The organism is Jiella soli, assembly GCF_020615385.1.
Lineage (GTDB): Bacteria > Pseudomonadota > Alphaproteobacteria > Rhizobiales > Rhizobiaceae > VKMB-3413.
The window spans coordinates 36,551-60,680 of the sequence record NZ_JAJAVB010000015.1 but is presented as its reverse complement, the minus strand read 5'-3'; the positions used below and the strand labels follow the sequence as shown (position 1 = coordinate 60,680).

The 24,130-nt window shown below is 66.3% G+C and carries 24 protein-coding genes; 22 read left to right on the top strand and 2 right to left on the bottom strand.

What is annotated here, in order from left to right:
- Positions 1-65: 65 nt before the first annotated feature.
- From glyA to LH400_RS08730, 8 genes are all read left to right on the top strand, one after another.
- A complete protein-coding gene (gene glyA / locus LH400_RS08765) occupies positions 66-1,382 on the top strand; it encodes a serine hydroxymethyltransferase (RefSeq protein ID WP_229152294.1) in 1,317 nt (438 codons plus the stop codon).
- 96 nt (positions 1,383-1,478) lie between these two features.
- A complete protein-coding gene (gene nrdR, locus LH400_RS08760) occupies positions 1,479-2,003 on the top strand; it encodes a transcriptional regulator NrdR (RefSeq protein WP_229152293.1) in 525 nt (174 codons plus the stop codon).
- A complete protein-coding gene (gene ribD / locus LH400_RS08755; protein ID WP_229152292.1) occupies positions 1,990-3,135 on the top strand; it encodes a bifunctional diaminohydroxyphosphoribosylaminopyrimidine deaminase/5-amino-6-(5-phosphoribosylamino)uracil reductase RibD in 1,146 nt (381 codons plus the stop codon). Before nrdR ends, ribD begins: the two co-directional genes overlap by 14 nt.
- A gap of 4 nt (positions 3,136-3,139) precedes the next feature.
- On the top strand, positions 3,140-3,751 hold the full coding sequence (locus LH400_RS08750) for a riboflavin synthase (RefSeq protein ID WP_229152291.1): 612 nt from the start codon (positions 3,140-3,142) through the stop codon (positions 3,749-3,751).
- A 131-nt stretch (positions 3,752-3,882) separates the two neighbouring features.
- Positions 3,883-4,332 (top strand): 6,7-dimethyl-8-ribityllumazine synthase, encoded by a 450-nt coding sequence (locus tag LH400_RS08745; RefSeq protein ID WP_229152290.1) that lies wholly within the window; start codon positions 3,883-3,885, stop codon positions 4,330-4,332.
- Positions 4,333-4,334: 2 nt separating this feature from the next.
- On the top strand, positions 4,335-4,826 hold the full coding sequence (nusB, locus tag LH400_RS08740; protein ID WP_229152289.1) for a transcription antitermination factor NusB: 492 nt from the start codon (positions 4,335-4,337) through the stop codon (positions 4,824-4,826).
- Entirely contained in the window at positions 4,823-6,058 is a 1,236-nt protein-coding gene (locus tag LH400_RS08735; RefSeq protein WP_229152288.1) for an MFS transporter, read from the top strand. Before nusB ends, LH400_RS08735 begins: the two co-directional genes overlap by 4 nt.
- Positions 6,059-6,199: 141 nt before the next feature.
- Positions 6,200-8,350 (top strand): sodium-translocating pyrophosphatase, encoded by a 2,151-nt coding sequence (locus tag LH400_RS08730; RefSeq protein WP_229152287.1) that lies wholly within the window; start codon positions 6,200-6,202, stop codon positions 8,348-8,350.
- A gap of 227 nt (positions 8,351-8,577) precedes the next feature.
- Here the strand turns inward: LH400_RS08730 and LH400_RS08725 are convergent, their stop codons facing one another.
- Complete coding sequence (locus LH400_RS08725) at positions 8,578-9,030, bottom strand: outer membrane protein assembly factor BamE (protein ID WP_370638364.1); 453 nt, start codon at positions 9,028-9,030, stop codon at positions 8,578-8,580.
- Between the two features lie 171 nt (positions 9,031-9,201).
- Here LH400_RS08725 and LH400_RS08720 point away from each other — a divergent pair, with 171 nt between their 5' ends.
- The 6 genes from LH400_RS08720 (at position 9,202) to LH400_RS08695 (ending at position 13,745) form a co-directional block, all read left to right on the top strand.
- Complete coding sequence (locus tag LH400_RS08720) at positions 9,202-9,777, top strand: ubiquinol-cytochrome C chaperone family protein (protein WP_229152286.1); 576 nt, start codon at positions 9,202-9,204, stop codon at positions 9,775-9,777.
- On the top strand, positions 9,774-10,343 hold the full coding sequence (locus tag LH400_RS08715; RefSeq protein ID WP_229152285.1) for a YceD family protein: 570 nt from the start codon (positions 9,774-9,776) through the stop codon (positions 10,341-10,343). The genes LH400_RS08720 and LH400_RS08715 overlap by 4 nt, the downstream gene beginning before the upstream one ends.
- Positions 10,344-10,630: 287 nt before the next feature.
- A complete protein-coding gene (gene plsX, locus LH400_RS08710) occupies positions 10,631-11,665 on the top strand; it encodes a phosphate acyltransferase PlsX (protein ID WP_229152426.1) in 1,035 nt (344 codons plus the stop codon).
- Entirely contained in the window at positions 11,662-12,642 is a 981-nt protein-coding gene (locus LH400_RS08705; protein ID WP_229152284.1) for a beta-ketoacyl-ACP synthase III, read from the top strand. Before plsX ends, LH400_RS08705 begins: the two co-directional genes overlap by 4 nt.
- A gap of 103 nt (positions 12,643-12,745) precedes the next feature.
- On the top strand, positions 12,746-13,093 hold the full coding sequence (locus tag LH400_RS08700) for an integration host factor subunit alpha (RefSeq protein WP_229152283.1): 348 nt from the start codon (positions 12,746-12,748) through the stop codon (positions 13,091-13,093).
- A gap of 40 nt (positions 13,094-13,133) precedes the next feature.
- The gene (locus tag LH400_RS08695) at positions 13,134-13,745 is read left to right on the top strand and encodes a MerR family transcriptional regulator (protein WP_229152282.1); all 612 of its coding nucleotides are present in this window, start codon (positions 13,134-13,136) and stop codon (positions 13,743-13,745) included.
- Between the two features lie 203 nt (positions 13,746-13,948).
- Here LH400_RS08695 and LH400_RS08690 read toward each other — a convergent pair whose 3' ends face one another.
- Positions 13,949-14,701, bottom strand: coding sequence for a competence/damage-inducible protein A (locus LH400_RS08690; protein ID WP_229152281.1), 753 nt, complete (start codon positions 14,699-14,701; stop codon positions 13,949-13,951).
- 206 nt (positions 14,702-14,907) lie between these two features.
- Between LH400_RS08690 and wrbA the strand changes: the two genes are divergently transcribed.
- The 8 genes from wrbA (at position 14,908) to LH400_RS08650 (ending at position 24,091) form a co-directional block, all read left to right on the top strand.
- Positions 14,908-15,507: an NAD(P)H:quinone oxidoreductase gene (gene wrbA / locus LH400_RS08685; protein ID WP_229152280.1), complete on the top strand. Its 600-nt coding sequence runs from the start codon at positions 14,908-14,910 to the stop codon at positions 15,505-15,507.
- 197 nt (positions 15,508-15,704) lie between these two features.
- Positions 15,705-16,412: a ribose-5-phosphate isomerase RpiA gene (gene rpiA / locus LH400_RS08680; RefSeq protein ID WP_229152279.1), complete on the top strand. Its 708-nt coding sequence runs from the start codon at positions 15,705-15,707 to the stop codon at positions 16,410-16,412.
- A gap of 105 nt (positions 16,413-16,517) precedes the next feature.
- The gene (locus tag LH400_RS08675; protein WP_229152278.1) at positions 16,518-17,078 is read left to right on the top strand and encodes a DUF2059 domain-containing protein; all 561 of its coding nucleotides are present in this window, start codon (positions 16,518-16,520) and stop codon (positions 17,076-17,078) included.
- Positions 17,079-17,504: 426 nt separating this feature from the next.
- Positions 17,505-18,905, top strand: coding sequence for a glutathione-disulfide reductase (gene gor / locus LH400_RS08670; RefSeq protein ID WP_229152277.1), 1,401 nt, complete (start codon positions 17,505-17,507; stop codon positions 18,903-18,905).
- Positions 18,906-19,124: 219 nt separating this feature from the next.
- Complete coding sequence (locus tag LH400_RS08665; RefSeq protein ID WP_229152276.1) at positions 19,125-20,948, top strand: methanol/ethanol family PQQ-dependent dehydrogenase; 1,824 nt, start codon at positions 19,125-19,127, stop codon at positions 20,946-20,948.
- Positions 20,949-20,960: 12 nt separating this feature from the next.
- A complete protein-coding gene (locus LH400_RS08660) occupies positions 20,961-21,605 on the top strand; it encodes a gamma-glutamylcyclotransferase family protein (protein ID WP_229152275.1) in 645 nt (214 codons plus the stop codon).
- 170 nt (positions 21,606-21,775) lie between these two features.
- The gene (locus tag LH400_RS08655) at positions 21,776-23,161 is read left to right on the top strand and encodes a class II 3-deoxy-7-phosphoheptulonate synthase (RefSeq protein ID WP_229152274.1); all 1,386 of its coding nucleotides are present in this window, start codon (positions 21,776-21,778) and stop codon (positions 23,159-23,161) included.
- A gap of 132 nt (positions 23,162-23,293) precedes the next feature.
- A complete protein-coding gene (locus LH400_RS08650; protein WP_229152273.1) occupies positions 23,294-24,091 on the top strand; it encodes a dioxygenase family protein in 798 nt (265 codons plus the stop codon).
- Positions 24,092-24,130 lie beyond the last annotated feature (39 nt).

Here is a 24,130-nt window from a genome sequence, read left to right as displayed (position 1 = left end):
GGCTGTGGTAAAGCGCGCAGGCTTTCGCCGTGGGCCGCCGATCGATCCCCTGAAGGAGTGCCAGAATGAGCCAGGTCAGCCGTAGCGATCCGTCGTCGCGCTTTGCCGATTTCTTCACCGCCACCCTCGCCGAGCGCGACCCCGAAGTGTTCGACGCAACCGGCAAGGAGCTGGAGCGCCAGCGCCACGAGATCGAACTGATCGCGTCGGAAAACATCGTATCGCGCGCCGTTCTCGAGGCGCAGGGCTCGGTGCTGACGAACAAATATGCCGAGGGCTATCCCGGCCGGCGCTATTACGGCGGCTGCGAGTTCGTCGACGTCGTCGAGACGCTCGCGATCGATCGGGTGAAGAAGCTGTTCGGCTGCGAGTTCGCCAATGTCCAGCCGAACTCCGGAAGCCAGGCCAACCAGGCGGTGCTTCTGGCGCTGTCGAAGCCGGGCGATACGCTGCTCGGCATGAGTCTGGATGCCGGCGGCCATTTGACGCACGGCGCCAAGCCGAATCTGTCCGGCAAGTGGTTCAATGCGGTCCAGTACGGGCTCGACCTGTCGACCGGCCTGATCGACTACGATCAGGTCGAGGCGCTGGCGCTCGAGCACAAGCCGCAGGTGATCGTCGCCGGCGGCTCGGCCTATTCGCGCCGGATCGACTTTGCGAGGTTCCGCGAGATCGCCGACAAGGTCGGCGCGATCTTCTGGGTCGACATGGCGCATTTCGCCGGCCTCGTCGCGGCTGGCCATCATCCGAGCCCGTTCCCGCACGCCCATGTCGCGACCTCGACAACGCACAAGACGCTGCGCGGTCCGCGCGGCGGTCTCATCCTGACCAATGACGAGGGCATCGCCAAGAAGATCAATTCGGCGGTGTTCCCCGGCCTTCAGGGCGGCCCGCTGATGCATGTCATCGCCGGCAAGGCCGTGGCCTTCGGCGAGGCGCTGACCCCGGCCTACCGCTCCTATATCGGCGCCGTTGTCGAGAACGCCCGGGCGCTGGCCGAGACCCTGCGCGAGGGCGGGCTCGACATCGTCTCGGGGGGCACGGACACGCATCTGATGCTGGTCGACCTCCGGCCCATGAACCTCACCGGCAAGGCGTCGGAGCAGGCGCTCGGCCGCGCCAACATCACCTGCAACAAGAACGGCGTGCCGAACGACCCGCAGAAGCCGACGATCACCTCCGGCGTGCGTCTGGGAACCCCGGCCGCGACGAGCCGGGGCTTCGGCATCCAGGAGTTCCGCGAAGTCGGCAGCCTGATCATCGAGGTACTCGACGGGCTGCGGAAGTCGAATTCCGAGGACGGCAATGCCGAGATCGAGGCGGCGGTGAAGGCGAAGGTCATGGCGCTCACCGACCGTTTTCCGATCTACCAGGCGATGTAGGCGGACTTTCCGCTTTTCGCCTGATCGGCTTGTAACTATCTGGAAGAGGCCGCAGCGACGCGGCCTTTTCGTTTGCAGAGGCAGGAGAGGGGAACGATGCGCTGTCCCTATTGCGGCTCGCAGGACAGCCAGGTGAAGGATTCGCGCCCGGCCGAGGACGGCGCCGCGATCCGCCGCCGGCGCATCTGCCCGGACTGCAGCGGCCGCTTCACCACCTTCGAGCGGGTTCAACTGCGCGAACTCCACGTCCTGAAGAAGTCCGGCAAGAAGGTGCCCTTTGACCGCGACAAGCTGGCGCGCTCGATCGAGGTCGCGCTGCGCAAGCGCCCGGTCGAGGCCGGCCGCGTCGAGCGGCTGATTTCGGGCATCGTGCGCCGTCTCGAGCAATCGGGTGAAGCCGAGATCCCGTCGCGCACCATCGGCGAGATGGTGATGGAGGCGCTGAAGGGGCTCGACGACGTCGCCTATGTGCGCTTCGCCTCTGTCTATCGCGATTTTGCCGAGGCGAGCGATTTCCAGTCGGTCATCGGCGAACTCGCGCGGGCCGGCGGGACGGCTACCGTCATGCCGCCGGCAGAACCGCCTTCGACGACCGCGGAGCGAGCCGATGACACTCCGTGAGGATGCGGGCGCCGGTGCCTTCGCGCCAGTTCGTCCCGGAGACCACCGCTTCATGGCCGCGGCGATCCGCTATGCCATGCGCCATGTCGGCCTGACCGGGACCAACCCTTCCGTCGCCACGTTGATCGTCGCCGACGAGGGCGCCGGCCCGATCATCGTCGGCCGCGGGGTGACCGCGCTTGGCGGCCGCCCGCATGCCGAAACCCAGGCGCTGGCGGAAGCGGGCGAACGGGCGGGCGGCGCGACGGCCTATGTCACGCTCGAGCCCTGCGCCCATCATGGCCGCACGCCGCCCTGCGCCGAGGCGCTGGTTGCCGCCGGCATCGCTCGCGTCGTCTCCGCCGCCGCCGATCCGGACCCCAGAGTCGACGGCAAGGGGCACCGCATCCTGATGGCGGGCGGCCTTTCCGTGACCCCGCGGGTGATGGTGCCCGAAGCGGCGGACATGATCTCCGGCTACCTCTCGCGTCACCTCAAGTCCCGCCCAGAAGTTACTCTGAAGATGGCGCTTTCGGCCGACGGAAAGATTGGAATCAGAGGGGGCGGCCAGGTCAAGATCACCGGTTCTGTCGCCGATGCTCAGACCCATCTCGAGCGCGCGCGGCACGATGCCATCCTGATCGGTTCGGGCACGGCGCTCGAGGACGACCCCCGGCTCGACTGCCGGCTGCCCGGGCTCGCGGAGCGATCCCCGAGCCGGATCATCCTCGATCCCCGTCTGAGGCTCGCGCCGGAGATGACGGTGGCGCGCACCGCCAAGACGGTGCCGACGCTGGTCGCCACTTTCGTCGATGCCGATCCGGTGCGCCGCGCGGCGCTGGCGGAGGCAGGCGTCGCCTTCGTCTCCTGCGAGGCCGATCCGGAGACGGGGCGGATTGCATTGCCGGAGCTGATGGAGGATCTCGCGGCGACCGGCACGGCCAGCATTCTCGTCGAGGGCGGCGCCGAGACCGGAGCGAGCTTCCTCGAAGCCGATCTCGTCGACCGGCTGATCCTCGTCGAGGGACAGGTGGAGATCGGTGCAGAGGGCGTCGCAGCTCCGATAGATGTCGCGGCGGCGAGAGAGCGCTTCCGGCTGCGGCGGGAGTATCGGTTCGCCGACGACCGCTGGAGCGAGTTCGAACGGAGATGAACGGATGTTTACCGGGATCGTGACGGATGTCGGCCGGGTTCTGTCGGTGCGCGAGCGGGAAGCAGGAAAGCGCTTCCGCATCGCGACGGACTACGATCCGGCGACCATCGCCATCGGCGCCTCGATCGCCTGTTCCGGCGTCTGCCTGACGGTGACCGAGCTGCCGGGCGAGGGAGCGAACGAACGCTGGTTCGAGGTCGAGGCGTGGGAGGAGGCGCTGCGGCTGACGACGGCGCATGGCTGGGGCGAGGGCACGCGCATCAATCTCGAGCGCTCGCTGAAGATCGGCGACGAGATCGGCGGCCATCTCGTCTCCGGCCATGTCGACGGCCTCGCGGAGATCATCGGCGTGGAACCGGAAGGCGAGGCGGTGCGCTTTCGCCTGCGGGCGCCGGCGGAGTTGAAGCGTTTCGTCGCCAAGAAGGGCTCGGTCTGCCTCGACGGCACGTCGCTGACGGTCAATTCCGTCGAGGACGACGTCTTCGACGTCCTCTTGATCCGCCATTCGCTCGACGTCACCACCTGGAACGAAAGACGGGTCGTCGACCGCGTCAACCTTGAGGTGGACCAGATTGCGCGCTATGCCGAGCGCCTGTTCAGCGCAAACTCCGCCTAGCCGTCAGAGGCCGCCATACCGATATGCGGGAGGTGGCTCTGCGCCGAGTCGGCTTCGTCCGCTCGCGCCGCGCAGGCCGGGATCTTCACGGGCTCGATCGGGCCACCGACCGTCAAAGGGACAAGAACAACATGGCTTCCAAGCCGCATCTCCTCATCGTCGAGGCCCGGTTCTACGGGCATATCGCCGACCATCTGCTTGCTGGCGCGAAGGCGGCGCTGGAATCCGCCGGCGCCAGCTATGACGTCGTCACCGTGCCGGGAGCGCTAGAAATTCCGGCGGCGATCAGCTTCGCGCTGACCGGGGCCGACGAGGGCGAAACCGACTATGACGGCTATGTCGCGCTCGGCTGCGTCATCCGCGGCGAGACCTATCATTTCGAGGTCGTCTCGAACGAATCCGCTCGCGCGCTGATGTCGCTGTCGGTCGACGAGAACCTCGCGCTCGGCAACGGCATCCTCACCTGCGAGACGGAGAGCCAGGCGCTCGAGCGGGCAGATCCCGCCCGCAAGGACAAGGGCGGCGAAGCGGCGCGCACGGCGCTCACCATGGTCGCGCTTCGGGACCGGCTCGGAGCCTGACCATGTCGAACACCGGTCCGAAACAGCGCGAGGTGAAACCGGCGAACAAGCGGGGCGCGGCGCGCCTCGCCGCCGTGCAGGCGCTTTATCAGATGGATGTGGGCGGCGCTTCGCTTCTGGAGACGGTGGCCGAATACGAGGCCTTCCGTCTCGGTCGGGAGATCGACGGCGACACCTATCGCGACGCCGATCCCGCCTGGTTCCGCGATATCGTGTCCGGCGTCGTGCGCCAGCAGAAGACGATCGACCCGCTGATTCACGGCGCGCTGCCCACAGACTGGCCGCTGTCGCGTCTCGATACGACGCTGAGGGCGATCCTGAGGGCAGGGGTGTTCGAACTCCTGCAGCGTCGCGACGTGCCGATCGCGGTGATCGTCACGGAGTATATCGACGTCGCGAAAGCCTTCTACGTCGAGGACGAGCCGCGGCTGGTCAATGCCGTCCTCGACCGCATCGCCCGCAGCCAGCGGGCCGACGGCGAGACCAAGAAGTGACTCTCGCGGCAGCGCCCGGGCAGGCGGGTCTTCAACTTGCCACCGCCCGGCGCAACGCGTTCGTGCTCGCCGCCGCGCAAGCCATCGTCGGCTCGGCCGGGCCGATCACCATGGCGACCGGCGGCCTCGCCGGAAGCTGGCTGCTCATCGGCGACAAGTCGCTGGCGACCCTTCCTGTCACCGGCTTTACGCTCGGCGTGGCGCTGGGCGCCTTTCCCGCCGCCGCCCTGATGCGCGTCGTCGGTCGCCGCCTCGGCTTGTCGGCCGGCGCGCTGGTCGTTTCCGTTGGGGGCTTGTTTGCGGCCGGAGCGCTGTTTGCGTCGAGCTTCTTGTTCTTTGCTCTCGCGCTGTGTCTCGTCGGCGTCGGCAATGCCTTCACCCAGCAATATCGGTTCGCCGCAGTCGATAACGCGCCGCAAGCTTATCAGCCGCGGGCGATCGGCATCGTGCTTGCGGGGGGCATGGTCGCTGCCGTGGTGGGACCGCAGACCGTGCTCCTGACGGACGATCTGTTCCTGCCGGTGCATTTCGCCGGCGCCTACCTCGGCATGGCAGCGCTCGGCCTGATCGGTGCCGCCGTCATCGGCTTCCTGCGCATGCATGAAGGCCCGAGCGAGGCCGTTGCCGACGAGGCGGCTCCGGCGCGGCCGCTGGCGGAGATCGTCCGCCAGCCGCGCTTCCTCGCCGCCCTCGTCTGCGGCGCAGGCAGCTACGGGCTGATGACCTTCGTCATGACCGGGGCGCCGCTGGCGATCGTCGCCTGCGGCCTGCCTCAGGATGTCGGCTTCGTCGGCATCCAGTGGCATGTCCTCGCCATGTTCGGACCGAGCTTCTTCACCGGCCGGATCATCGCTCGCGTCGGCAAGGTGCCGGTCATTGCCTGCGGCCTTCTACTCCTGGCCGCCGCCGCCGCGATCTTCCTGTCCGGCACGGCCGTCTGGAACTTCTGGCTCGGCCTCGTGCTGCTCGGCCTCGGCTGGAATTTCGGCTTCATCGGCGCGACAGCGATGGTAGCGGAGACCCATCGGCCGTCGGAGAAGAACAAGACGCAAGGGCTGCACGACCTCGTCCTGTTCTCGACCGTCGCCTCCGCCTCGCTCCTGTCGGGCCACACGCTCGTCACCGCCGGCTGGGACACGATGAACACGCTGGTCTTTCCCGTGGCGGGGCTCTGCCTCCTGGCTCTGGCGGTGCAGTCCTTCGCCGAGAGGCGGAGCCGGGCCGCGGCCTGACGCCTCTCTTCGTCGCGGCGCTTGACGGCATACTGCCCTCATATAACCTCGCCCAGCCCGGCAACGGGCGGGGTCCGTTCGGGCCTGAACGATAATGGGAAGGCGTCGGGCAATCGCGCCGGCGGGGAGTGAGGGAACGGCATGCCGACTATTCTACTAGTTGTGGCCCTGTGCGGGCTGCTCGCGATCGCCTATGCCGGATGGGCGACGAAATCCGTGATGGCGGCCGATCAGGGCACGCCGCGCATGCGCGAAATCGCCGAAGCGATCCGCGAGGGGGCGCAGGCCTATCTGGCGCGCCAGTACACGACCATCGCCATCGTCGGTATCGTCGTCTTCGCGCTCGACTGGTTCCTCCTGTCGCTCTATGCCGCCATCGGCTTCGCGATCGGCGCGATATTGTCCGGTCTGGCCGGCTTCATCGGGATGAACGTCTCGGTCCGGGCCAATGTCCGCACCGCCCAGGCCTCGGCGCGTTCGCTCGGCCTCGGCCTTTCCGTCGCCTTCAAGTCCGGTGCGATCACCGGGCTCCTGGTCGCCGGCCTCGCGCTGCTCGGTGTCACCGTCTATTTCTACGTTCTCACGACCCAGCTGGGCTTTGCCGCCGTCGACCGGACGGTCATCGACGCGCTGGTCTCGCTCGGCTTCGGCGCATCCCTGATCTCGATCTTCGCCCGGTTGGGCGGCGGCATCTTCACCAAGGGCGCCGATGTCGGCGGCGATCTCGTCGGCAAGGTCGAGGCCGGCATTCCGGAGGACGATCCGCGCAATCCTGCGACCATCGCCGATAATGTCGGCGACAATGTCGGCGACTGCGCCGGCATGGCGGCCGACCTCTTCGAGACCTATGCGGTTACCGTCGTCGCCACCATGGTGCTCGGCGCGATCTTCTTCGCCGGTTCGAGTGTCGTCGAGAGCGTCATGGTCTACCCGCTGGCGATCTGCGGCGCTTGCATCGTAACCTCGATCATCGGGACCTTCTTCGTACGCCTCGGCGCCAACGGGTCGATCATGGGCGCGCTCTACAAGGGCCTGTGGGTGACGACGCTTCTGTCGATCGGCGGGCTCGCCGCCGCCACCTGGGCGACCATCGGCTTCGGCGACATTGGCCAATCGACCGCCGGGATCACGATCAACGGCCTCAACCTGTTCATATGTGGCATCATCGGTCTGGCGGTGACGGGGCTGATCGTCTGGATCACCGAATACTACACCGGCATCGGGTCGCGTCCGGTGCGTTCGATCTCGGAGGCTTCGGTCTCCGGCCACGGCACCAATGTCATCCAGGGCCTCGCCGTCTCGCTGGAGGCGACGGCACTGCCGACGATCGTGATCGTCGCCGGCATCATCTCGACCTTCCAGCTCGCCGGCCTCTACGGGACCGGCATCGCCGTGACCGCCATGCTGGGCGTCGCCGGCATGATTGTTGCGCTCGACGCCTTCGGACCGGTCACCGACAATGCCGGCGGCATCGCCGAGATGGCGGGGCTTCCCGCCGATGTCCGTCGCTCGACGGACGCGCTCGATGCCGTCGGCAACACCACCAAGGCGGTGACCAAGGGCTATGCGATCGGCTCGGCCGGTCTCGGCGCCCTGGTCCTGTTCGCGGCCTACAATTACGACCTCCAGTACTTCGTGAAGCAGGCGGATGCCGGCAACGGCTACACCTACTTCAGGGGCGTCCAGCCGGATTTCGCGCTGACCAACCCCTATGTCGTCGTCGGCCTGCTCCTCGGCGGCCTGATCCCGTTCCTGTTCGGCGGCATCGCGATGACCGCGGTCGGCCGGGCGGCGAGTTCGGTGGTCGAGGAAGTGCGCCGCCAGTTCCGCGAGAAGCCGGGCATCATGGCCGGCACCGAGCGGCCGGACTATGCGCGGGCAGTCGATCTCCTGACCAAGGCGGCGATCAAGGAGATGATCATTCCTTCGCTGCTGCCGGTGCTGGCGCCGATCGTCGTCTATTTCTCGGTCTATGCGATCTCTGACAAGAGCCAGGCCTTCTCGGCGGTCGGCGCAATGCTCCTCGGCGTCATCGTCACCGGTATCTTCGTCGCCATCTCGATGACCTCCGGCGGCGGCGCCTGGGACAATGCCAAGAAGAGCTTCGAGGACGGCTTCGTCGATGCGGCGGGCGTCCGCCACATGAAGGGGTCGGAAGCGCACAAGGCGTCGGTGACGGGCGACACCGTCGGCGATCCCTATAAGGATACGGCCGGACCAGCCGTCAATCCGGCGATCAAGATCACCAATATCGTGGCGCTGCTGCTGCTCGCGGTCCTTGCCCACCAGTGAGTCCGGCGCCGCCACGGGCGGCGCCATCGCAACCAACGGAAAGGCCCCGCGAGCTGGCGCTCGCGGGGCCTTCTTCTATCCTCTGCCGGCCGGATCTCCGGCCGACGATGACGGGTATCGGTTCCGTCGGATCATGATGTACAGGCGTGGGAACCGGTCCCACGAAGACATCCTGTTTCAGCGGAGACGGAGAGCGGAATGTCGATCCCGCTCGAATCCATCCTGCCTTAGAGGCGCGGACCCGGTGCGGCGGAGACGGTGTCGCTCAGCACCTGGCCGAGGAAGGAGGCATCCTTGCCGCCGGTCGGCGTTGTCCGCGAGATGAAGTCGAAGAGCCGGCCGTCCTGCATGCCGTAATTGGCGATCCGGGCGACCTTTCCGTCCTTGTCGAAATAGATCGCTAGCACGCGCTGGTCGACGAGATGCGGCTCCATGAAGGCGACCGGCCGAACCCGCTTCTGCGAGATGTAGTAGAACACCTCATTGTCGAAGGTCGCGGTCGTCGAAGGCGAGCCCAGCGCCAGCAGAACCTGATCCCGGCTCGATCCCACCGGAACGAGCTCGAGCGACTTCTCGTCGACGACATAGCCCTGGTTGAGGACCTGGCTGGTGGAGCAGGCGGGCAGGATCACGAGTCCCGCCATGGCTGCTCCGAACACGATCGACCGCGCCCTGATCATACTGTGCATCACGCTGGCTGTTCCCCCGGACAGGTTTCGTCCGCAACCGTTCTGTCGCGAACCTGTGCCCAATTCATGGCGCGGCACCGAGAATGGCGGCCGCTCAGGCGGTCGAGCGCCGCCGGCGCTTTGGTAATCCACCTTTTGCGCCGTTGCAATCGCGTCCGGCCTGTGGCACGGCCCGCACAATCCGCCACTGACCCGGGCTTTGGAATGCTTGAGAGCTGGCGCACCCGCCGCCGCAACCGCGTGATCGTCGCCCGCCTCTACGAAACGCTCGTCACGTTGACGAGGCGGCCGGACCTTTATGGCGATTTGGGTATCGCGGATACGTTTTCCGGCCGCTTCGAGGCCCTGTCGATCCACGTCCATCTGTTCCTGAGGCGCTGCCGGATCGATCCGGCACTCGCGCCGCTGGCACAAGACATCGTGGACCGGTTCATCTCCGACGTCGAAGACAGTATCCGCGAGATCGGGATCGGCGATCAGTCGGTGCCGAAGCGCATGCGCGGATTGACGGGCGTCTTCTACGAGCGGGTCGCCGCCTACGACGCGGCCTTGGGGGATGGCGCCGCGCCCGAGGCAGCGCTCGCCGAGGCGTTGCGGGGGCGCGCGATCGAAGCTCCCGGCGGCGAGGATGAATCGCGCCGGCTCGCGACCTACATGAGGGCGGTGGAAGAGCGCTTCCGCGCTATTCCAGCCGACGCCATTCTACAAGGCCGCCTCGAGGCGGAGATTGCCTCATGACACAGATGCCGATCAGCGCCCTTCGCCTGGAGATTTCCACCGTCCGATTGCCCCGGGCCGGATTCCCGATCGAGTTCGCTGCCGGCGAGCGCGAGCGCGAGTGGCTGGCGCGGCAACTCGGCGTTCTCGAAGTGACGGAGCTGACGGTCGATCTCAGGGCCTTTCCCTGGCGGGGAGACGGTGTGCGAATCGGCGGCCGCATAGGCGCGGGAATTCTTCAGAAAAGCGTCGTCAGCCTCGAACCGGTCGCTCAGCGGATCGACGAGCCGTTTGCTCAGACGTTCGTTCCGGAAGGATCGAAGCTCGCGCGGATCGCCGCGCCGGAAGAGCAGGAGCTCCACATCGATCCGGAAGGCGAGGATCCGCCGGAGCTGTTTTCCGGGGACCGGCTCGACCTCGGCGCCTATGTCGCGGAAGCCGTGGCCCTGGCGCTCGATCCTTACCCGCGCAAGGCCGGTGAACGATTTGGTGCGGTCGATACCGATCCTGCTCCGCAGGAGAAGGAACCCTCACCCTTCGAGGTTCTGGCCAAGCTTTCGCCGAAACCGTCACCGGACGAGGACTGATGCTCACTTGGCCGGTTGCCGTTCTCGCGCAAACGGGTATTTTCCGGCCGCGATCCGATGGTCCGATATCGAGACCCCATCCCATCTTCATGAAGACCGGCAGGCGTCGGATCCTTGTGTTCGACCGCGCGCCGATGAACCTGCTGGAGAATTTGAAGTTGACGTTTGAGCGGCTTCCCGTACCCACCGGGACCGGAATGTCGAATTCGTCCCGCTAGAGTGATGCGGCGAAGGAAAGCGAGAGTGCTTTGAATTCTCAATCCGGCATCACGATTTCGCTGGACGCGATGGGCGGCGATCATGGTCCGGCGGTGGTCCTCGCAGGCGCGGCGATCGCGCTGGAGCGCCGTCCGGACACCCGTTACGTGATCTTCGGCGTTTCGGAGGCGACGCTCCCGGTGCTGGAGCGATATCCGGAGCTGAAGAAGGTCTCCGTCTTCCATCACTGCGAGATCTCCGTCCGCATGGACGACAAGCCCTCGCAGGCGCTGCGGCAGGGCCGGCACAAATCGTCGATGTGGCGTGCGATCGAGGCAGTCAAGACCGGCGAGGCCGATGTCTGCGTCTCGGCCGGCAATACCGGCGCACTCATGGCCATGGCGAAGTTCTGTCTCAGGACCATGGCCGATATCGAGCGTCCGGCGATCGCGGCGATCTGGCCGACCCTCAAGGGCGAGAGCATCGTTCTCGATGTCGGCGCGACGATCGGAGCCGACGCACAGCAGTTGATCGAGTTCGCACTGATGGGCGGCGCCATGGCCAGGGCGTTGTTCGGCCTGGAGCGGCCGACCGTCGGCCTGCTCAACATCGGAGTCGAGGAGGTCAAGGGCCAGGACGAGATCCGCGAGGCCGGCCGCTTCCTCAAGGAACAGCCGCCACCGCGGATCGACTATCACGGCTTTGTCGAGGGCGACGATCTGGGCCAGGGAAGGGTCGACGTGGTCGTCACGGAAGGCTTCACCGGCAATATCGCGCTGAAGACGGCGGAGGGCACGGCCAGGCAGATCGCCGCATATCTTCGGGCTGCCATGACGCGGACCCTTCTGGCGAAGATCGGCTATTTTCTTGCCAAGAGCGCCTTCGACCGCTTGCGGGACAAGATGGACCCGCGCAAGGTGAATGGCGGCGTCTTCCTCGGCCTCAACGGCATCGTCATCAAGAGCCATGGCGGCACCGACGCCGAGGGCATCGCCGCCGCGATCGACTTGGCTCACACGATGGCGCGAACCCGGCTGCGCGAGGAGATTGCCGCCGATCTCGCCAGCTTCCATGGCCGGGTGACCGGCGAAGCGACCGAAAGTTCCGAAAGCAGTATTCCATGAATGAGAAAGTGAGGTCCGTCGTCGTCGGAACCGGGTCGGTGCTTCCCAAGCGCGTCATGCGCAACCAGGACTTCGAGGGCATCGTCGAGACCTCCGACGAATGGATCAGGCAGCGCACGGGGATCGCCTCGCGCCACATCGCCGGAGACGGAGAGACGACGGTCTCGCTCGCGGAGGAGGCGGCGCGCCGCGCGCTTTCCGCGGCCGGGCTGGAGCCGGCCGACATCGACCTGATCGTCCTCGCCACCGCGACGCCGGACAATACGTTTCCCGCCTCCGCCGTGCAGGTCCAGGCGGCGCTCGGAATCTCCCACGGCTTCGCCTTCGACGTTCAGGCGGTCTGTTCCGGCTTCGTCTACGCGCTGACGACTGCCGACCTCTACCTGAAGTCCGGCATGGCCCGGCGGGCTCTGGTCATCGGCGCGGAGACCTTCTCCCGGCTGCTCGACTGGCAGGACCGCACGACCTGCGTTCTGTTCGGCGACGGCGCCGGCGCGGTAGTGCTCGAGGCGCACAGCGGGGGGGAGACCGAGGACGGGCGCGGCATTATCGTTTCGCGGCTGCGCTCCGACGGCGCGCACTGCGAAAAGCTCTATGTCGATGGCGGACCCTCGACCACCGGCACCGTCGGTCACCTGCGGATGCAGGGCCGCGAGGTATTCAAGCATGCCGTGGGAATGATTACCGACGTCATCGAGGCTTCGTTCGAAGCCGCGAATGTTGGTCCGGACGAGATCGACTGGTTCGTTCCGCATCAGGCAAACCGCCGCATCATCGACGCGTCGGCCAAGAAGCTGGGCATTGCGCCGGAGAAGGTGGTGATCACCGTGGACCGCCACGGCAACACCTCCGCGGCGTCGATTCCGTTGGCGCTCGATGCGGCGGTTTCCGACGGGCGCATCAAGCGTGGCGACCTCGTCCTCCTGGAAGCGATGGGCGGCGGATTTACCTGGGGAGCCTGCCTGATCCGCTGGTAGAATCAACCTTGATTCAGATGACGTTTTCGCTAGAGTGCGGAAATATCTGAGGTTCCGCACCGATCAAGTGCGGTGCGGTCTTCCACAGCATTAGGGGACACGGATGGGAGACAAGACGCTGACACGGGCTGATCTTGCCGAAGCGGTGTTTCGCAGGATCGGATTGTCCCGGACGGAATCGGCACAGCTGGTGGAGATGGTGCTGGAGGAGATCTGCGGCACGATCGCGAGCGGCGAATCCGTCAAGATTTCTTCCTTCGGTTCCTTCCTGGTTCGCGAGAAGAACGAGCGCGTCGGCCGCAACCCGAAGACGGGTGAGGAAGTGCCGATCTCGCCGCGACGCGTGGCCGTGTTCAAGCCGTCCAACGTCCTGAAGGATCGGATCCTCGACGCCCATTCGCAGCGCCGCAGCCCGGAGCCCGAGATGGAAATGCTGAAGGCGGCCGAATAGCGGCGCCCCGGGGCGGCGACAGCAGACGGAAAATCCCGGCATGTCCGACAAGAGCGACGACGCCTTTCGCACGATCAGCGAGGTGGCCGACGAACTCGACCTGCCGCAGCACGTCCTGCGGTTCTGGGAATCGCGGTTTGCGCAAATCCGGCCGCTGAAGCGCGGCGGGGGCCGGCGTTACTATCGGCCGGACGACGTCGAACTCCTGCGCGGTATCCGCTACCTTCTCTACGTCAAAGGCTTCACCATCAAAGGCGTGCAGCGCATCCTGAAGGAGAACGGCAGCCGGTTCGTCGTCGCGATCGGCTCTGGCGATCTTGTCGGGCTCGAGACGCTACAGGCGCAGGGGCCCGTGCCGAGCGGCGAGGAGGACGAGCGTCCCGCGGTCGAGGCCGCCATGCCGGCACATGTCGACGATCTCGACATCATCTCGCCGGAACCTGAGGCGTTGCCGCCGGTGGCAGCGGCGGCGGAACTGGAGTCTGATGCGGCAGGCCGCGAGCGCCCGCATTCGCTGGTCGGCTTCCTGCGCCGGGATCGCGAGCGGCCGACCGACGGTCGCATCGTGCTGCCGCGCGAGAGCGTCGAGGCGCTCGACGCCGTCGTGCTCGAACTTCTGGAATGCAAGCGCCTGCTCGACCAGGTGCGCTGAGCCTGGGAGGTGTGCTCCTCGCGGGCGGAGCCGGCGAGGGCGGCGCTCTCCGATGGTCCTCCTCCCACGCGAGGCGGCGGTCGTGCGAGAGCACCGACCGAAAAGCTGGACCCGATTCTCGGCAAAACCCGATGCGGCAACCAACAGAGGTTCGGAGGAGCGAAGCCGGCTCAGCGCCACGCACGCTCGCCTCTCGACCACCCTCAGACCCGCTTTGTGTCATCCATCTCGGCCAGCATCCGCCGGACATCCTTCGCGGCTTCGCCCAGCGCGGCATCGTCGCGGGCGCGCAGGACGATCTCGGTCGAATAGTGCTTTCCGTCGAACTTCGGATAGGAGCCGATGACGACGCCCTCGTGCCGCTTGGCGAGTTCGCGCAGCGGGTCGCCGATGTCGCCTTCGCCATAGGGGCAGGGGATGGCGACGCTTTGCACCGCGCGGCCCTGCGGCAATCCCTCGACCACCTTCCCGAGCATGGCCTTGAAGACGTCGGGGACGCCGGCCATGACGAAGACGTTTTCGATGCGGAAGCCGGGAGCGACGGAGACCGGATTGTCGATCAGTGCGGCGCCCTTCGGCGTGCGGGTCATGCGGCGGCGAGCCTCGGTGAACGGCATCTCCCGTCGCGCGTAATGATCCGACAGAAGCGCGACCGCCTCGGGATGCTCGTCGATTGGCAGGGCGAAGGCGGCAGCGACCGCATCGGCGGTGATGTCGTCATGGGTCGGCCCGATGCCGCCGGAGGTGAAGACGTAGTCGTACTGGCGGCGAAGCGTGTTCAGCGTGTCGGCGATGATGTGCGGTTCGTCGCCGACGATGCGGACCTCCTTCAGGTCGATCCCCGCCATCGTCAGCACCTCGGCGAGATGCCCGATATTGCGATCCTTGGTGCGGCCCGAAAGCAGCTCGTCGCCGATGGCGAGCATTGCGGCCGTGGCAGGAAGACCCTGTGACATCCAAGACTCCAGCTGTCGTTTTCCGTCATAAGTGACAGGCTCGGGGCGAATGCAAGCCTTCGTTCCGTTGCCGAATGTGAGCACCGTCTCGCATGCAGCGACGGAGCGTCACGCGAAACCTTCAAGCCGCCCATCGCTTCATCCTGTATCTGCAGAGCCCGGCATCCAGCCGTGACAATCAGATCCAGCAAGAAGGAAGCATCGGAATGGCGAGAGTCCTGGTCCTCTACTATTCGAGCTACGGACACATCGAGACGATGGCGAAGGCCATGGCGGAAGGCGCGGAGAGCGGCGGAGCCAGCGTCGACATCAAGCGCGTGCCCGAGACCGCTCCCCAGGAGGTGATCGAGGCGGCGCACTTCAAGACGGATCATCCCTATCCTGTCTGCGATCCGATGGAACTGCCGAACTACGACGCCATCATCATCGGCGTGCCGACCCGCTACGGCAACATGTGCTCGCAGATGCAGGCCTTCTGGGACCGCACCGGGCCGCTCTGGGCGACGGGTGCGCTGGTCGGCAAGGTCGGAGGCGCCTTCGCCTCGTCCGCGACCCAGCACGGCGGCAACGAGGCGACGCTGCTCTCGGCCCACAAGACGCTTCTGCATCACGGCCTGATGGTCGTCGGCCTGCCCTATGCCTTCGCCGGCCAGATGAATACGGACGAGATCGTCGGCGGCTCGCCTTATGGCGCGACGACGATCGCCAAGGGCGACGGATCGCGCATGCCGAGCCAGATCGAGCTCGACGGCGCAAGGTTCCAAGGCAAGCACATCGCGGAGATCGCTGCCAAGGTCGCCGGCTGATCGAAGGGCCGGCTCGCCTGCCGCCGTTCTACCGATAAACGGCCGCAAAGGGCGGGCGAACGGATGTTAAGGCCGCTTTGCTCCGGCGAAGCGGCCTTTTTTCGTTCTCTCGAGGCCCCAGGCGCGGCGGCGGCTTCGTCCCTATCGATTTCGGGACGAGCCTGATAGACCCGTACGAAAGACAGCGGGAGGATCGCATGGCGGACGCGGCGGCGTTGAAGAGGATGGCGGGCGAGGCGGCCGCGGCCCGGGTCGAGGAGGGCATGCGTCTCGGCATCGGTACGGGCTCCACGGCGGAAGCCTTCGTGCATGCGCTCGCCGAGCGGGTGCGCGGCGGGCTGAAGGTCATGGGTGTCACCACCTCTGAACGGACCGAGGCGCTCTGCCGCGAGCTTAAGGTTCCCACGACGTCGCTCGAGGCGCTGCCGCATCTCGATCTTACCGTCGACGGGGCCGACGAGGTCGATTCGCAGCTGCGGCTGATCAAGGGCGGTGGCGGCGCGCTGTTGCGCGAGAAGATCGTTGCGGCAGCCTCGGACCGGCTCCTCGTGATCGTCGACGAGAGCAAGAAGGTCGAGGTACTCGGTGCCTTCCCGCTGCCCATCGAGATCAACGGCTTCGGCATGGTGGCAACTTACCTCGCCATTCGCGAGGTGGCTGCCGGAATTGGCCTCGAAGGCGACATCATCCTGCGGCGGAACGGGGAAAGCCCCTTCATCACCGATAGCGGGCACCTCATCCTGGACGCATCTTTTGGCCGCATTCCCGAGCCAGAAGCCCTCTCGCGGGCGCTTCATTCCGTTCCCGGCGTGGTCGAACACGGTCTTTTCCTGGGCTTGGCGAGCGAGGTGATCCTTGCTTCCGACACCGGGATCAAGACGCTGCAGCGTCCCGCTGCCGGTTGACCCGGCGAAGGGCCGGGCTTGTCGGAGCGCACCAAAATTTCTTAACGACGCGCCGAAGCCGGCCGATCCGGTTGACCGGCGAAACCGAACGGAGAGACAATCCCCATGATCTTCAGCGAACTGGCGCGCCGAGGTCTCGTCATTTCCGCCGCCCTTCTGTTCCTGGTCCCGGCGAAGGCTCTGGCGCAGGACATCACGGACTCGCATCTCGAAGCCGCGCGCTCGGCCGTCACGGCGATCCACGCGACCGACCAGTTCGACGAGATCCTGCCCAATGCGGCGACGCAAATTAAGGCGGATCTGATCGTCAACAATCCGGACAAGCAGCAGGAAATCTCGGACATGGTCGACGATGCGGCGCTGGCGCTGGCGCCGCGCCGGGGGGACCTCGAAACCGAGGTCGCCCGCGTCTATGCCAAGCTCTTCACGGAGCAGGAACTGACCGAGATTGCCAATTTCTACAATTCCGAGACCGGCAAGAAGCTCCTGAAGTTGGGGCCGGTGGCCACGCGCGAGATGCTGAAGGCCGCGGATGTGTGGAGCAACGGGATCGTTCGCGATCTCCGGAAGGCGTCGATAGACGGGGTGCAGAAGATCGCAGGCAAGGCGGGCTCGGCGACTGCCGCGCCGGCGTCCGGAGCGGCCCCGGCGACGGCGGCCCAGTAATCCCGGTGCATTGCCTGAAGACCGCACCGGTTCCGGTGCGCCTGTCGAACGGAAAGAAAGGGCGGTCGAGAGGCCGCCCTTCTTCGTTTGCGGCGCCGATGGGTTTGGGGCGCGTGCTCTCGGCGGCGGCGGCGGCGGCGTGCGACAGATGGTCGTGGCCGAAATTTCTGAAAGCGCCGTCCAGCACCTTCATGTCCGCAGCATGCCGGGATTGGGCGGCGTGCGCCCGGTTCGGGAGAAGGGGCTGCGGTCGACGGACCGTCTTTCCCCATCTGCCGTTCTTGTGCGCTTTGTCGTATCGCCCTTCGCCTTTGAGGGCATATGTGCAGCGCCGGAGCTTGCCCGCTGCGATCTCTGCGAATAGGCCGGACGCATGACGAACCGCGGGCGATGGGCAAACGCGGGGGAACGAAAGAGGGTCTCAGCATGAGCACAGCCGGATACGACTATGATCTCTTCGTCATAGGGGGCGGCTCGGGCGGGGTGCGAGCCGCGCGCCGTGCGGCCATGCTCGGGAAGAAGGTGGCAATCGCCGAGGAATACCGTTTCGGCGGCACCTGCGTGATCCGCGGCTGCGTTCCCAAGAAACTCCTCGTCTACGCCTCGCAATTCTCCGAGGCCTGGGAGGATGCGCGCGGCTATGGCTGGCAGTTCGGCGAGAAGCGCTTCGACTGGGCGCAGCTGATCGCCAACAAGGACGGCGAGATCGAGCGGCTCGAACGGATCTATCACGCCAATGTGGAGAAGGCCGGCGCCGAGGTGCTGATGAGCCGGGCCGTTCTTGAGGGCCCGCACGAGATCCGTCTGACGGCGACGGATAAGCGCGTCACCGCGGAGACGATCGTCATCGCCACCGGCGGACGGCCCAATCCGCATCCGGGACTGCCGGGCGCCGAGCACTGCATCACGTCGGAGGAAGCCTTCCACCTCAAGCGCCTGCCGCAGTCGATCGTGATTCTCGGCGGCGGCTACATCGCCGTCGAATTCGCCAACATCTTTCTCGGTCTCGGGGTGGAGACGACGCTCGTCTACCGCGGGCAGGAGATCCTCCAGGGCTTCGACGACGACATCCGCCACGAACTCCACCAGGCGATGGCGAAGAAGGGCATGGAAGTCCGTTGCCGCGATACGCTGGAAGAGGTGCGCCAGAAGGCCGACGGGCGCCTCGAAGTGCGTACCGCCTGCGGCGACGTGCTCGATGCCGACGAGGTGATGCTGGCGATCGGTCGCAAGGCGAACACCGAGAATCTCGGCTGCGAGAAGGCCGGGATCGAGATCGACAAGCGCGGCGCGATCGTCGTCGACGAGTACTCGCGCACGAGCGTCGAAAACATCTACGCCATCGGCGACGTCACCCACCGCATGCAGCTGACGCCGGTGGCGATCCACGAGGCGATGTGTCTCGTGGAGACGCTCTACCGAAACAACCCGACCAAGCCCGACTACGACACCGTCGCAACGGCAGTCTTCTCGCAGCCGGAGATCGGCACGGTCGGCCTGACCGAGCACCAGGCGGCCGAGACCTTCGACGAGATCGAAGTCTACAAGACGATTTTCCGGCCGATGAAGCACACCCTCTCGGGCCGGGATGAGAAGATGATGATCAAGCTGATCGTCGATGCGGCCAGCCGGAAAGTGGTCGGCACGCACATTCTCGGACCGGACGCCGGCGAGCTCGCACAGGCTCTCGGCATCGTGGTGAAGGCCGGCGTCACCAAGGACCAGTTCGACGCCACCATGGCCGTCCATCCGACCGCGGCCGAGGAGATCGTGACCATGTACGAACCGAGCTACCGGGTGAAGAACGGCGAGCGGCAGGAGAAATGATGCGGGAGGGCGGGCGTGGCGGAGCGACGGCGCTGGCAAGCGGCGCCGCCCCGGTCTTCCCGCTCGTTTCGAGGCGTAGTCTGCTCCAGGGACAGATCCGCGGCGGTGTGGATGCCGCCCTCGCGAGCCGGCGGCGCTTGGACCTTCGTGCGGTCGCCTCAACCGCCGCGCTTTGCTAGGACCGCGCGGTCACGCGGCACCGAGACACCGGACAACCCAATGAACGCACGCATTCGCGCCGGCCTCTGCGCATTCGCATTCACACTCCTTCCCGCCGCCTCGCAGGCCGCGGATCTGGAGAGGCTGATCGCCGATCCGGCCGCCTGGCCGATCCAGACAGGCGACTACGCCAACACGCGGTATTCGAAGCTCGACCAGATCGACCGCAGCAATGTGGGCGACCTTCGGCTCGCCTGGACCTTCTCGACCGGGGTCCTGCGCGGCCATGAGGGCGGCCCGCTCGTCGTCGGCAACCTTATGTATGTCCACACGCCGTTTCCGAACGTCGTCTACGCCCTCGATCTCGACAATGACGGGGCGATCGTCTGGAAATACGAGCCGCAGCAGTCGACCGACGCCATCGAGGTTATGTGCTGCGACACCGTCTATCGCGGGCTCGCCTATGACGACGGCACGATCTTCCTGCATCAGGCCGACACGACCATCGTGGCGCTCGACGCGGCGACGGGCGAAGTCAAATGGCAGGTCAAGAACGGCGATCCGGCAAGGGGTGAGGTGAACACGGCAACGGTGCTGCCGATCGCGGGCAAGCTGATCGTCGGCATGGCGGGCGGCGAGTTCGGCGCGCACTGTCCGCTCACGGCCTATGATGAACGGACCGGGAAGCGCTTGTGGCGGGCCTACGCCACAGGACCGGATTCCGACATGCTCGTCGATCCCGAGAAGACCACGGAACTCGGCAAGCCGGTCGGCCCCAACTCCAGCCTCGAGAGCTGGGAAGGCGAGCAGTGGCAGATCGGCGGGGCCTGTCCCTGGGGCTGGTTCTCGGCCGATCCGGACCTCGGCCTCGTCTATTACGGCACCGGAAATCCCTCCACCTGGAACCCGGTCCAGCGGCCCGGCGACAATAGATGGTCGAACGCGATCATCGCCCGCGACATCGAGACGGGCGTCGCGCGCTGGGTCTACCAGATGACGCCCCACGACGAGTGGGACTATGACGGCGTCAACGAGATGGTGCTGACCGAGCAGGAGATCGACGGGCAAAGCCGCAGGGTGCTGACCCATTTCGATCGCAACGGCTTCGCCTACACGCTCGACCGGGCGACGGGCGAACTCCTGGTGGCCGAAAAGTTCGACCCCTCCGTCAATTGGGCGAAGGCGATCGACATGGATCCGGAGAGCGGGACCTATGGTCGCCCGATCCTCGATCCCGCCTATTCCACCGATCAGGACGGCGAGGGCGAGGATGTCGAGACCGCCGGAATCTGCCCGGGGGCGCCGGGAGCCAAGAACGAGCAGCCCTCCGCCTATTCCCCGCGCACGAAGCTGTTCTACGTGCCGACGAACCACGTCTGCATGGACTACGAACCCTTCCGCGTTGCCTATACCGCCGGCCTTCCCTATGTCGGAGCGACGCTGAAGCTCTACCCGGCTGCCGCCGGGAAGGGCTTCGAAGAGCCCGGCATCATGGGCTCGCTTACCGCCTGGGACGGCGCCGCCGGCAAGATCGCATGGGCGGTGCCGGAGCGCTTCTCGGTCTGGTCCGGGGTGCTTGCGACCGCCGGGGACGTCGTCTTCTACGGGACGCTGGAGGGCTATCTGAAGGCGGTGGACGCGACCACCGGCGACGAACTCTTCCGCTTCAAGACGCCGTCCGGCATCGTGGGCAATGTCACGACCTACGAGCATGACGGCAAGCAGTATGTCGCGGTGCTGTCCGGCGTCGGCGGCTGGGCCGGGATCGGGCTCGCGGCCGGGCTGACCGACCCACAGGACGGATCCGGCGCCGTCGGTGCCTATGAGAGTCTTTCGCGCTATACCGCCACCGGGGGTGTTCTCTCGGTCTTCGCCCTGCCTTAAGATCGCCGCGACATGACAGAGCACATCCCGCATGACGATCACCCCGACCTCGTCCGCCTCGCCGATGCCGGCGAGGTCGTCGCCTATTTCGGCTATGGTTCGCTGGTGAACCGCCACACGCTGCGCACCAAGTTCCTCGGCATCCGCCGTGCCAAGGTGGCGGGTTGGCGAAGATTTTGGCTGCCCCGGGATCCGAATGTCGAGATGGCGCTCTTGTCGGTCCATCCCGATGCGCAAGAAGCGATCGACGGGGTGGTGGTCTACGACCGGGCCGAGCATCTGCCCTCGGTCGACGAACGCGAGGCGGGCTATGCGCGGCGCATCGTCGATCTCGACCATCTCGGTATCGAGAACGCACCGGTCGGCGGGGTGCCGATCTACATCTACCAGGCCCAGAAGGGCGCCGAAACCGCCGCGGACCGGCAGTCGGCGATCCTGCAGAGCTATCTCGACGCGGTGATGCAGGGCTTCCGGCTGCTTTACGGCGAGGTGGGGCTCAGGCGCTTCGTCGATCGCACCGAAGGCTTCGAGACACGCGTGTTGCGCGACCGGCGGAAACCGCGCTATCCGCGTCCGGTGAAGCTCGATGCCGGCGAGGCGGACTTGTTTGACAGGCTGGTGCTGGCGCGCGGCGCAAGGTTCGTCGACGTCGCCTGACGCAGGCGGCCGGACATGGCCGCGCGGTGATGACAAAGCCCTCACGAAGTGCTTAAACGCCGCGCAAGCGGACCGCATCCTGCCGACCGTGCTGTGCGCCCGTGGTCTCTGCTTGAAGGACGACGAGACGAAGAGGAACCGCCGGGGCCGCCCGGTCAGGAGTTGACGACATGGCGAAGGACTGGACACCGTCGAGCTGGCGGACGAAGCCCATCCGGCAGATGCCGGACTATCCCGATCCGCTGGCGCTGGCCGAAACGGAGAAGCGTCTCGCCACGTTCCCGCCGTTGGTTTTTGCCGGTGAGGCGCGCAAGCTGACGCGCTCTTTGGCCGAAGTCGCAAACGGCCGCGCGTTCCTCCTCCAGGGCGGCGACTGCGCCGAGAGCTTCGCCGAGCACGGCGCCGACAACATCCGCGACTTCTTCCGCGCCTTCCTGCAGATGGCTGTGGTGCTCACCTTCGCCGGCTCGCAGCCGGTGGTGAAGGTCGGCCGCATCGCCGGGCAGTTCGCCAAGCCCCGATCCTCGGACAGCGAGACCAAGGACGGCAAGACGCTGCCGGTCTATCGCGGCGACATCGTCAACGGCATCGAGTTCGACGAGGCCTCGCGGATTCCCAATCCCGAGCGGCAGATCGAGGCGTACCGCCAGTCGGCGGCGACGCTGAACCTTCTGCGCGCCTTCGCGCAGGGCGGCTACGCCAATCTTGAGAACGTGCATCAGTGGATGCTCGGCTTTGTGGCCGGCAGCCCGGAGGCCGAGCGCTACAGCCGAATGGCCGACCGCATCTCCGAGACGATGAGCTTCATGCGCGCGATCGGCATCAATGCCGAAAGCCATCCGTCTCTTCGCGAGACCGATTTCTTCACCAGCCACGAGGCGCTCCTGCTCGGCTACGAACAGGCGCTGACACGGGTCGATTCGACCTCGGGTGACTGGTACGCGACTTCCGGCCACATGATCTGGATCGGCGACCGGACGCGGCAGGAGGATCATGGCCATATCGAGTTCTGCCGCGGGATTCAGAACCCGCTTGGCCTCAAATGCGGCCCGACCTCCGAGCCGGACGAGCTTCTGCGGCTGATCGACAAGCTCAACCCGCAGAACAAGCCGGGCCGGCTGACCCTGATCACCCGCTTCGGCCACGAGAAGGTGGCGACGCACCTGCCGAAGCTGATCCGGGCGGTCGAGCGCGAGGGCCGCAAGGTGGTCTGGTCCTGCGATCCGATGCACGGCAACACCATCACGCTCAACAGCTACAAGACCCGGCCGTTCGAGCGGATCCTCGCCGAGGTGCAGGCCTTCTTCGACGTGCACCGCGCCGAAGGCACGCATCCTGGGGGCATCCATATCGAGATGACCGGCAAGGACGTCACCGAATGCACCGGCGGCGCCCGCCCGATCCTCGCTGAGGACCTGTCGGACCGCTACCATACGCATTGCGACCCGCGGCTCAACGCCAATCAGGCTCTGGAGCTCGCCTTCCTCGTTGCCGAGCTCCTGAAGCGCGATGTCGAGGCTCAGCCGGACGAGCAGCGCACATTGGCCGCCGGCTGACTTCCTGTTCGAATGCGGCGAGCCCGAGCCGGGCTCCGGCTCGCCGCATCCGGTGAACAAAGCGTTGCGGTCCATGGTCTCAACCGGGACCGACAAGGTCGATATCATGGCGGGAACCACGGAGGTTCCCACATGCCATCGATGCCGACGCTCTTCATTTCGCACGGCTCGCCCGACATCGCGCTCGCCGAGACGCCTGCCACCAGCTTCCTGAAGGAGCTTCGGCACTCTTTGCCGCGGCCCCGGGCGATCGTCGTCGCCAGCGCGCATTTTGAGGCGGAGGGCGGCGTTGCGGTTTCGGGGGATGCGGCTCCGGAGACGATCCACGACTTTGGCGGCTTCGCGCCGGAACTCTACGAACTGGCCTATCCTGCGCCCGGGGACCCGTCGCTCGCCGAGGAGATCGCGGCGGCGGTCCGGGGATCGGGCCTGCGCACCAGCGTCATGACCAGGCGCGGCTTCGACCACGGCGCCTGGGTGCCGCTGCTCCTGGCCTTTCCCGAGGCGGACATCCCGGTCGTGCAGGTCTCGGTCGACCCGTCGCACGGACCCGACCACCATCTGAAACTGGGCGAAGCCTTGTCCTTCCTGCGCGAGCGCGACGTCCTCCTGGTAGGCTCGGGTTCGCTGACGCACAATCTGCGGGCCGCCTTCGGCCATCTGCGGGCCGGGGTAAGGGATGCCGATACGCCGGCTTGGGTCACCGACTTCGCCGCATGGATGACCGACAGACTGGTTTCGGGAGATCGCGCGGCGCTCGCGGACTATCGTCTACGGGCGCCCCACGCCCTTGAAAACCATCCGACCGACGAGCATCTCATGCCGCTCTACGTGGCTCTCGGCGCTGCGGGCGAAGGGGCGCGGGCGGAAAGGCTGCACGAAAGCCGCGACTACGGCGTTCTCGCGATGGAAGCCTTCGCCTTTCATTGAGCAAGACGGGGCGGCGTCCCGAAACCAGATCAGGACGCT

Coding starts and splice junctions, on each gene's coding strand:
- LH400_RS08750 (WP_229152291.1), top strand. CDS start 3,140: ATGTTTACCGGGATCGTGACGGATGTCGGCCGGGTTCTGTCGGTGCGC.
- ribD (WP_229152292.1), top strand. CDS start 1,990: ATGACACTCCGTGAGGATGCGGGCGCCGGTGCCTTCGCGCCAGTTCGT.
- LH400_RS08715 (WP_229152285.1), top strand. CDS start 9,774: ATGACACAGATGCCGATCAGCGCCCTTCGCCTGGAGATTTCCACCGTC.
- LH400_RS08675 (WP_229152278.1), top strand. CDS start 16,518: ATGATCTTCAGCGAACTGGCGCGCCGAGGTCTCGTCATTTCCGCCGCC.
- LH400_RS08665 (WP_229152276.1), top strand. CDS start 19,125: ATGAACGCACGCATTCGCGCCGGCCTCTGCGCATTCGCATTCACACTC.
- LH400_RS08650 (WP_229152273.1), top strand. CDS start 23,294: ATGCCATCGATGCCGACGCTCTTCATTTCGCACGGCTCGCCCGACATC.
- gor (WP_229152277.1), top strand. CDS start 17,505: ATGAGCACAGCCGGATACGACTATGATCTCTTCGTCATAGGGGGCGGC.
- LH400_RS08655 (WP_229152274.1), top strand. CDS start 21,776: ATGGCGAAGGACTGGACACCGTCGAGCTGGCGGACGAAGCCCATCCGG.
- LH400_RS08660 (WP_229152275.1), top strand. CDS start 20,961: ATGACAGAGCACATCCCGCATGACGATCACCCCGACCTCGTCCGCCTC.
- wrbA (WP_229152280.1), top strand. CDS start 14,908: ATGGCGAGAGTCCTGGTCCTCTACTATTCGAGCTACGGACACATCGAG.
- nrdR (WP_229152293.1), top strand. CDS start 1,479: ATGCGCTGTCCCTATTGCGGCTCGCAGGACAGCCAGGTGAAGGATTCG.
- plsX (WP_229152426.1), top strand. CDS start 10,631: ATGGGCGGCGATCATGGTCCGGCGGTGGTCCTCGCAGGCGCGGCGATC.
- LH400_RS08690 (WP_229152281.1), bottom strand. CDS start 14,701: ATGTCACAGGGTCTTCCTGCCACGGCCGCAATGCTCGCCATCGGCGAC.
- LH400_RS08695 (WP_229152282.1), top strand. CDS start 13,134: ATGTCCGACAAGAGCGACGACGCCTTTCGCACGATCAGCGAGGTGGCC.
- LH400_RS08725 (WP_370638364.1), bottom strand. CDS start 9,030: ATGATCAGGGCGCGGTCGATCGTGTTCGGAGCAGCCATGGCGGGACTC.
- glyA (WP_229152294.1), top strand. CDS start 66: ATGAGCCAGGTCAGCCGTAGCGATCCGTCGTCGCGCTTTGCCGATTTC.
- LH400_RS08745 (WP_229152290.1), top strand. CDS start 3,883: ATGGCTTCCAAGCCGCATCTCCTCATCGTCGAGGCCCGGTTCTACGGG.
- LH400_RS08730 (WP_229152287.1), top strand. CDS start 6,200: ATGCCGACTATTCTACTAGTTGTGGCCCTGTGCGGGCTGCTCGCGATC.
- LH400_RS08700 (WP_229152283.1), top strand. CDS start 12,746: ATGGGAGACAAGACGCTGACACGGGCTGATCTTGCCGAAGCGGTGTTT.
- rpiA (WP_229152279.1), top strand. CDS start 15,705: ATGGCGGACGCGGCGGCGTTGAAGAGGATGGCGGGCGAGGCGGCCGCG.
- nusB (WP_229152289.1), top strand. CDS start 4,335: ATGTCGAACACCGGTCCGAAACAGCGCGAGGTGAAACCGGCGAACAAG.
- LH400_RS08705 (WP_229152284.1), top strand. CDS start 11,662: ATGAATGAGAAAGTGAGGTCCGTCGTCGTCGGAACCGGGTCGGTGCTT.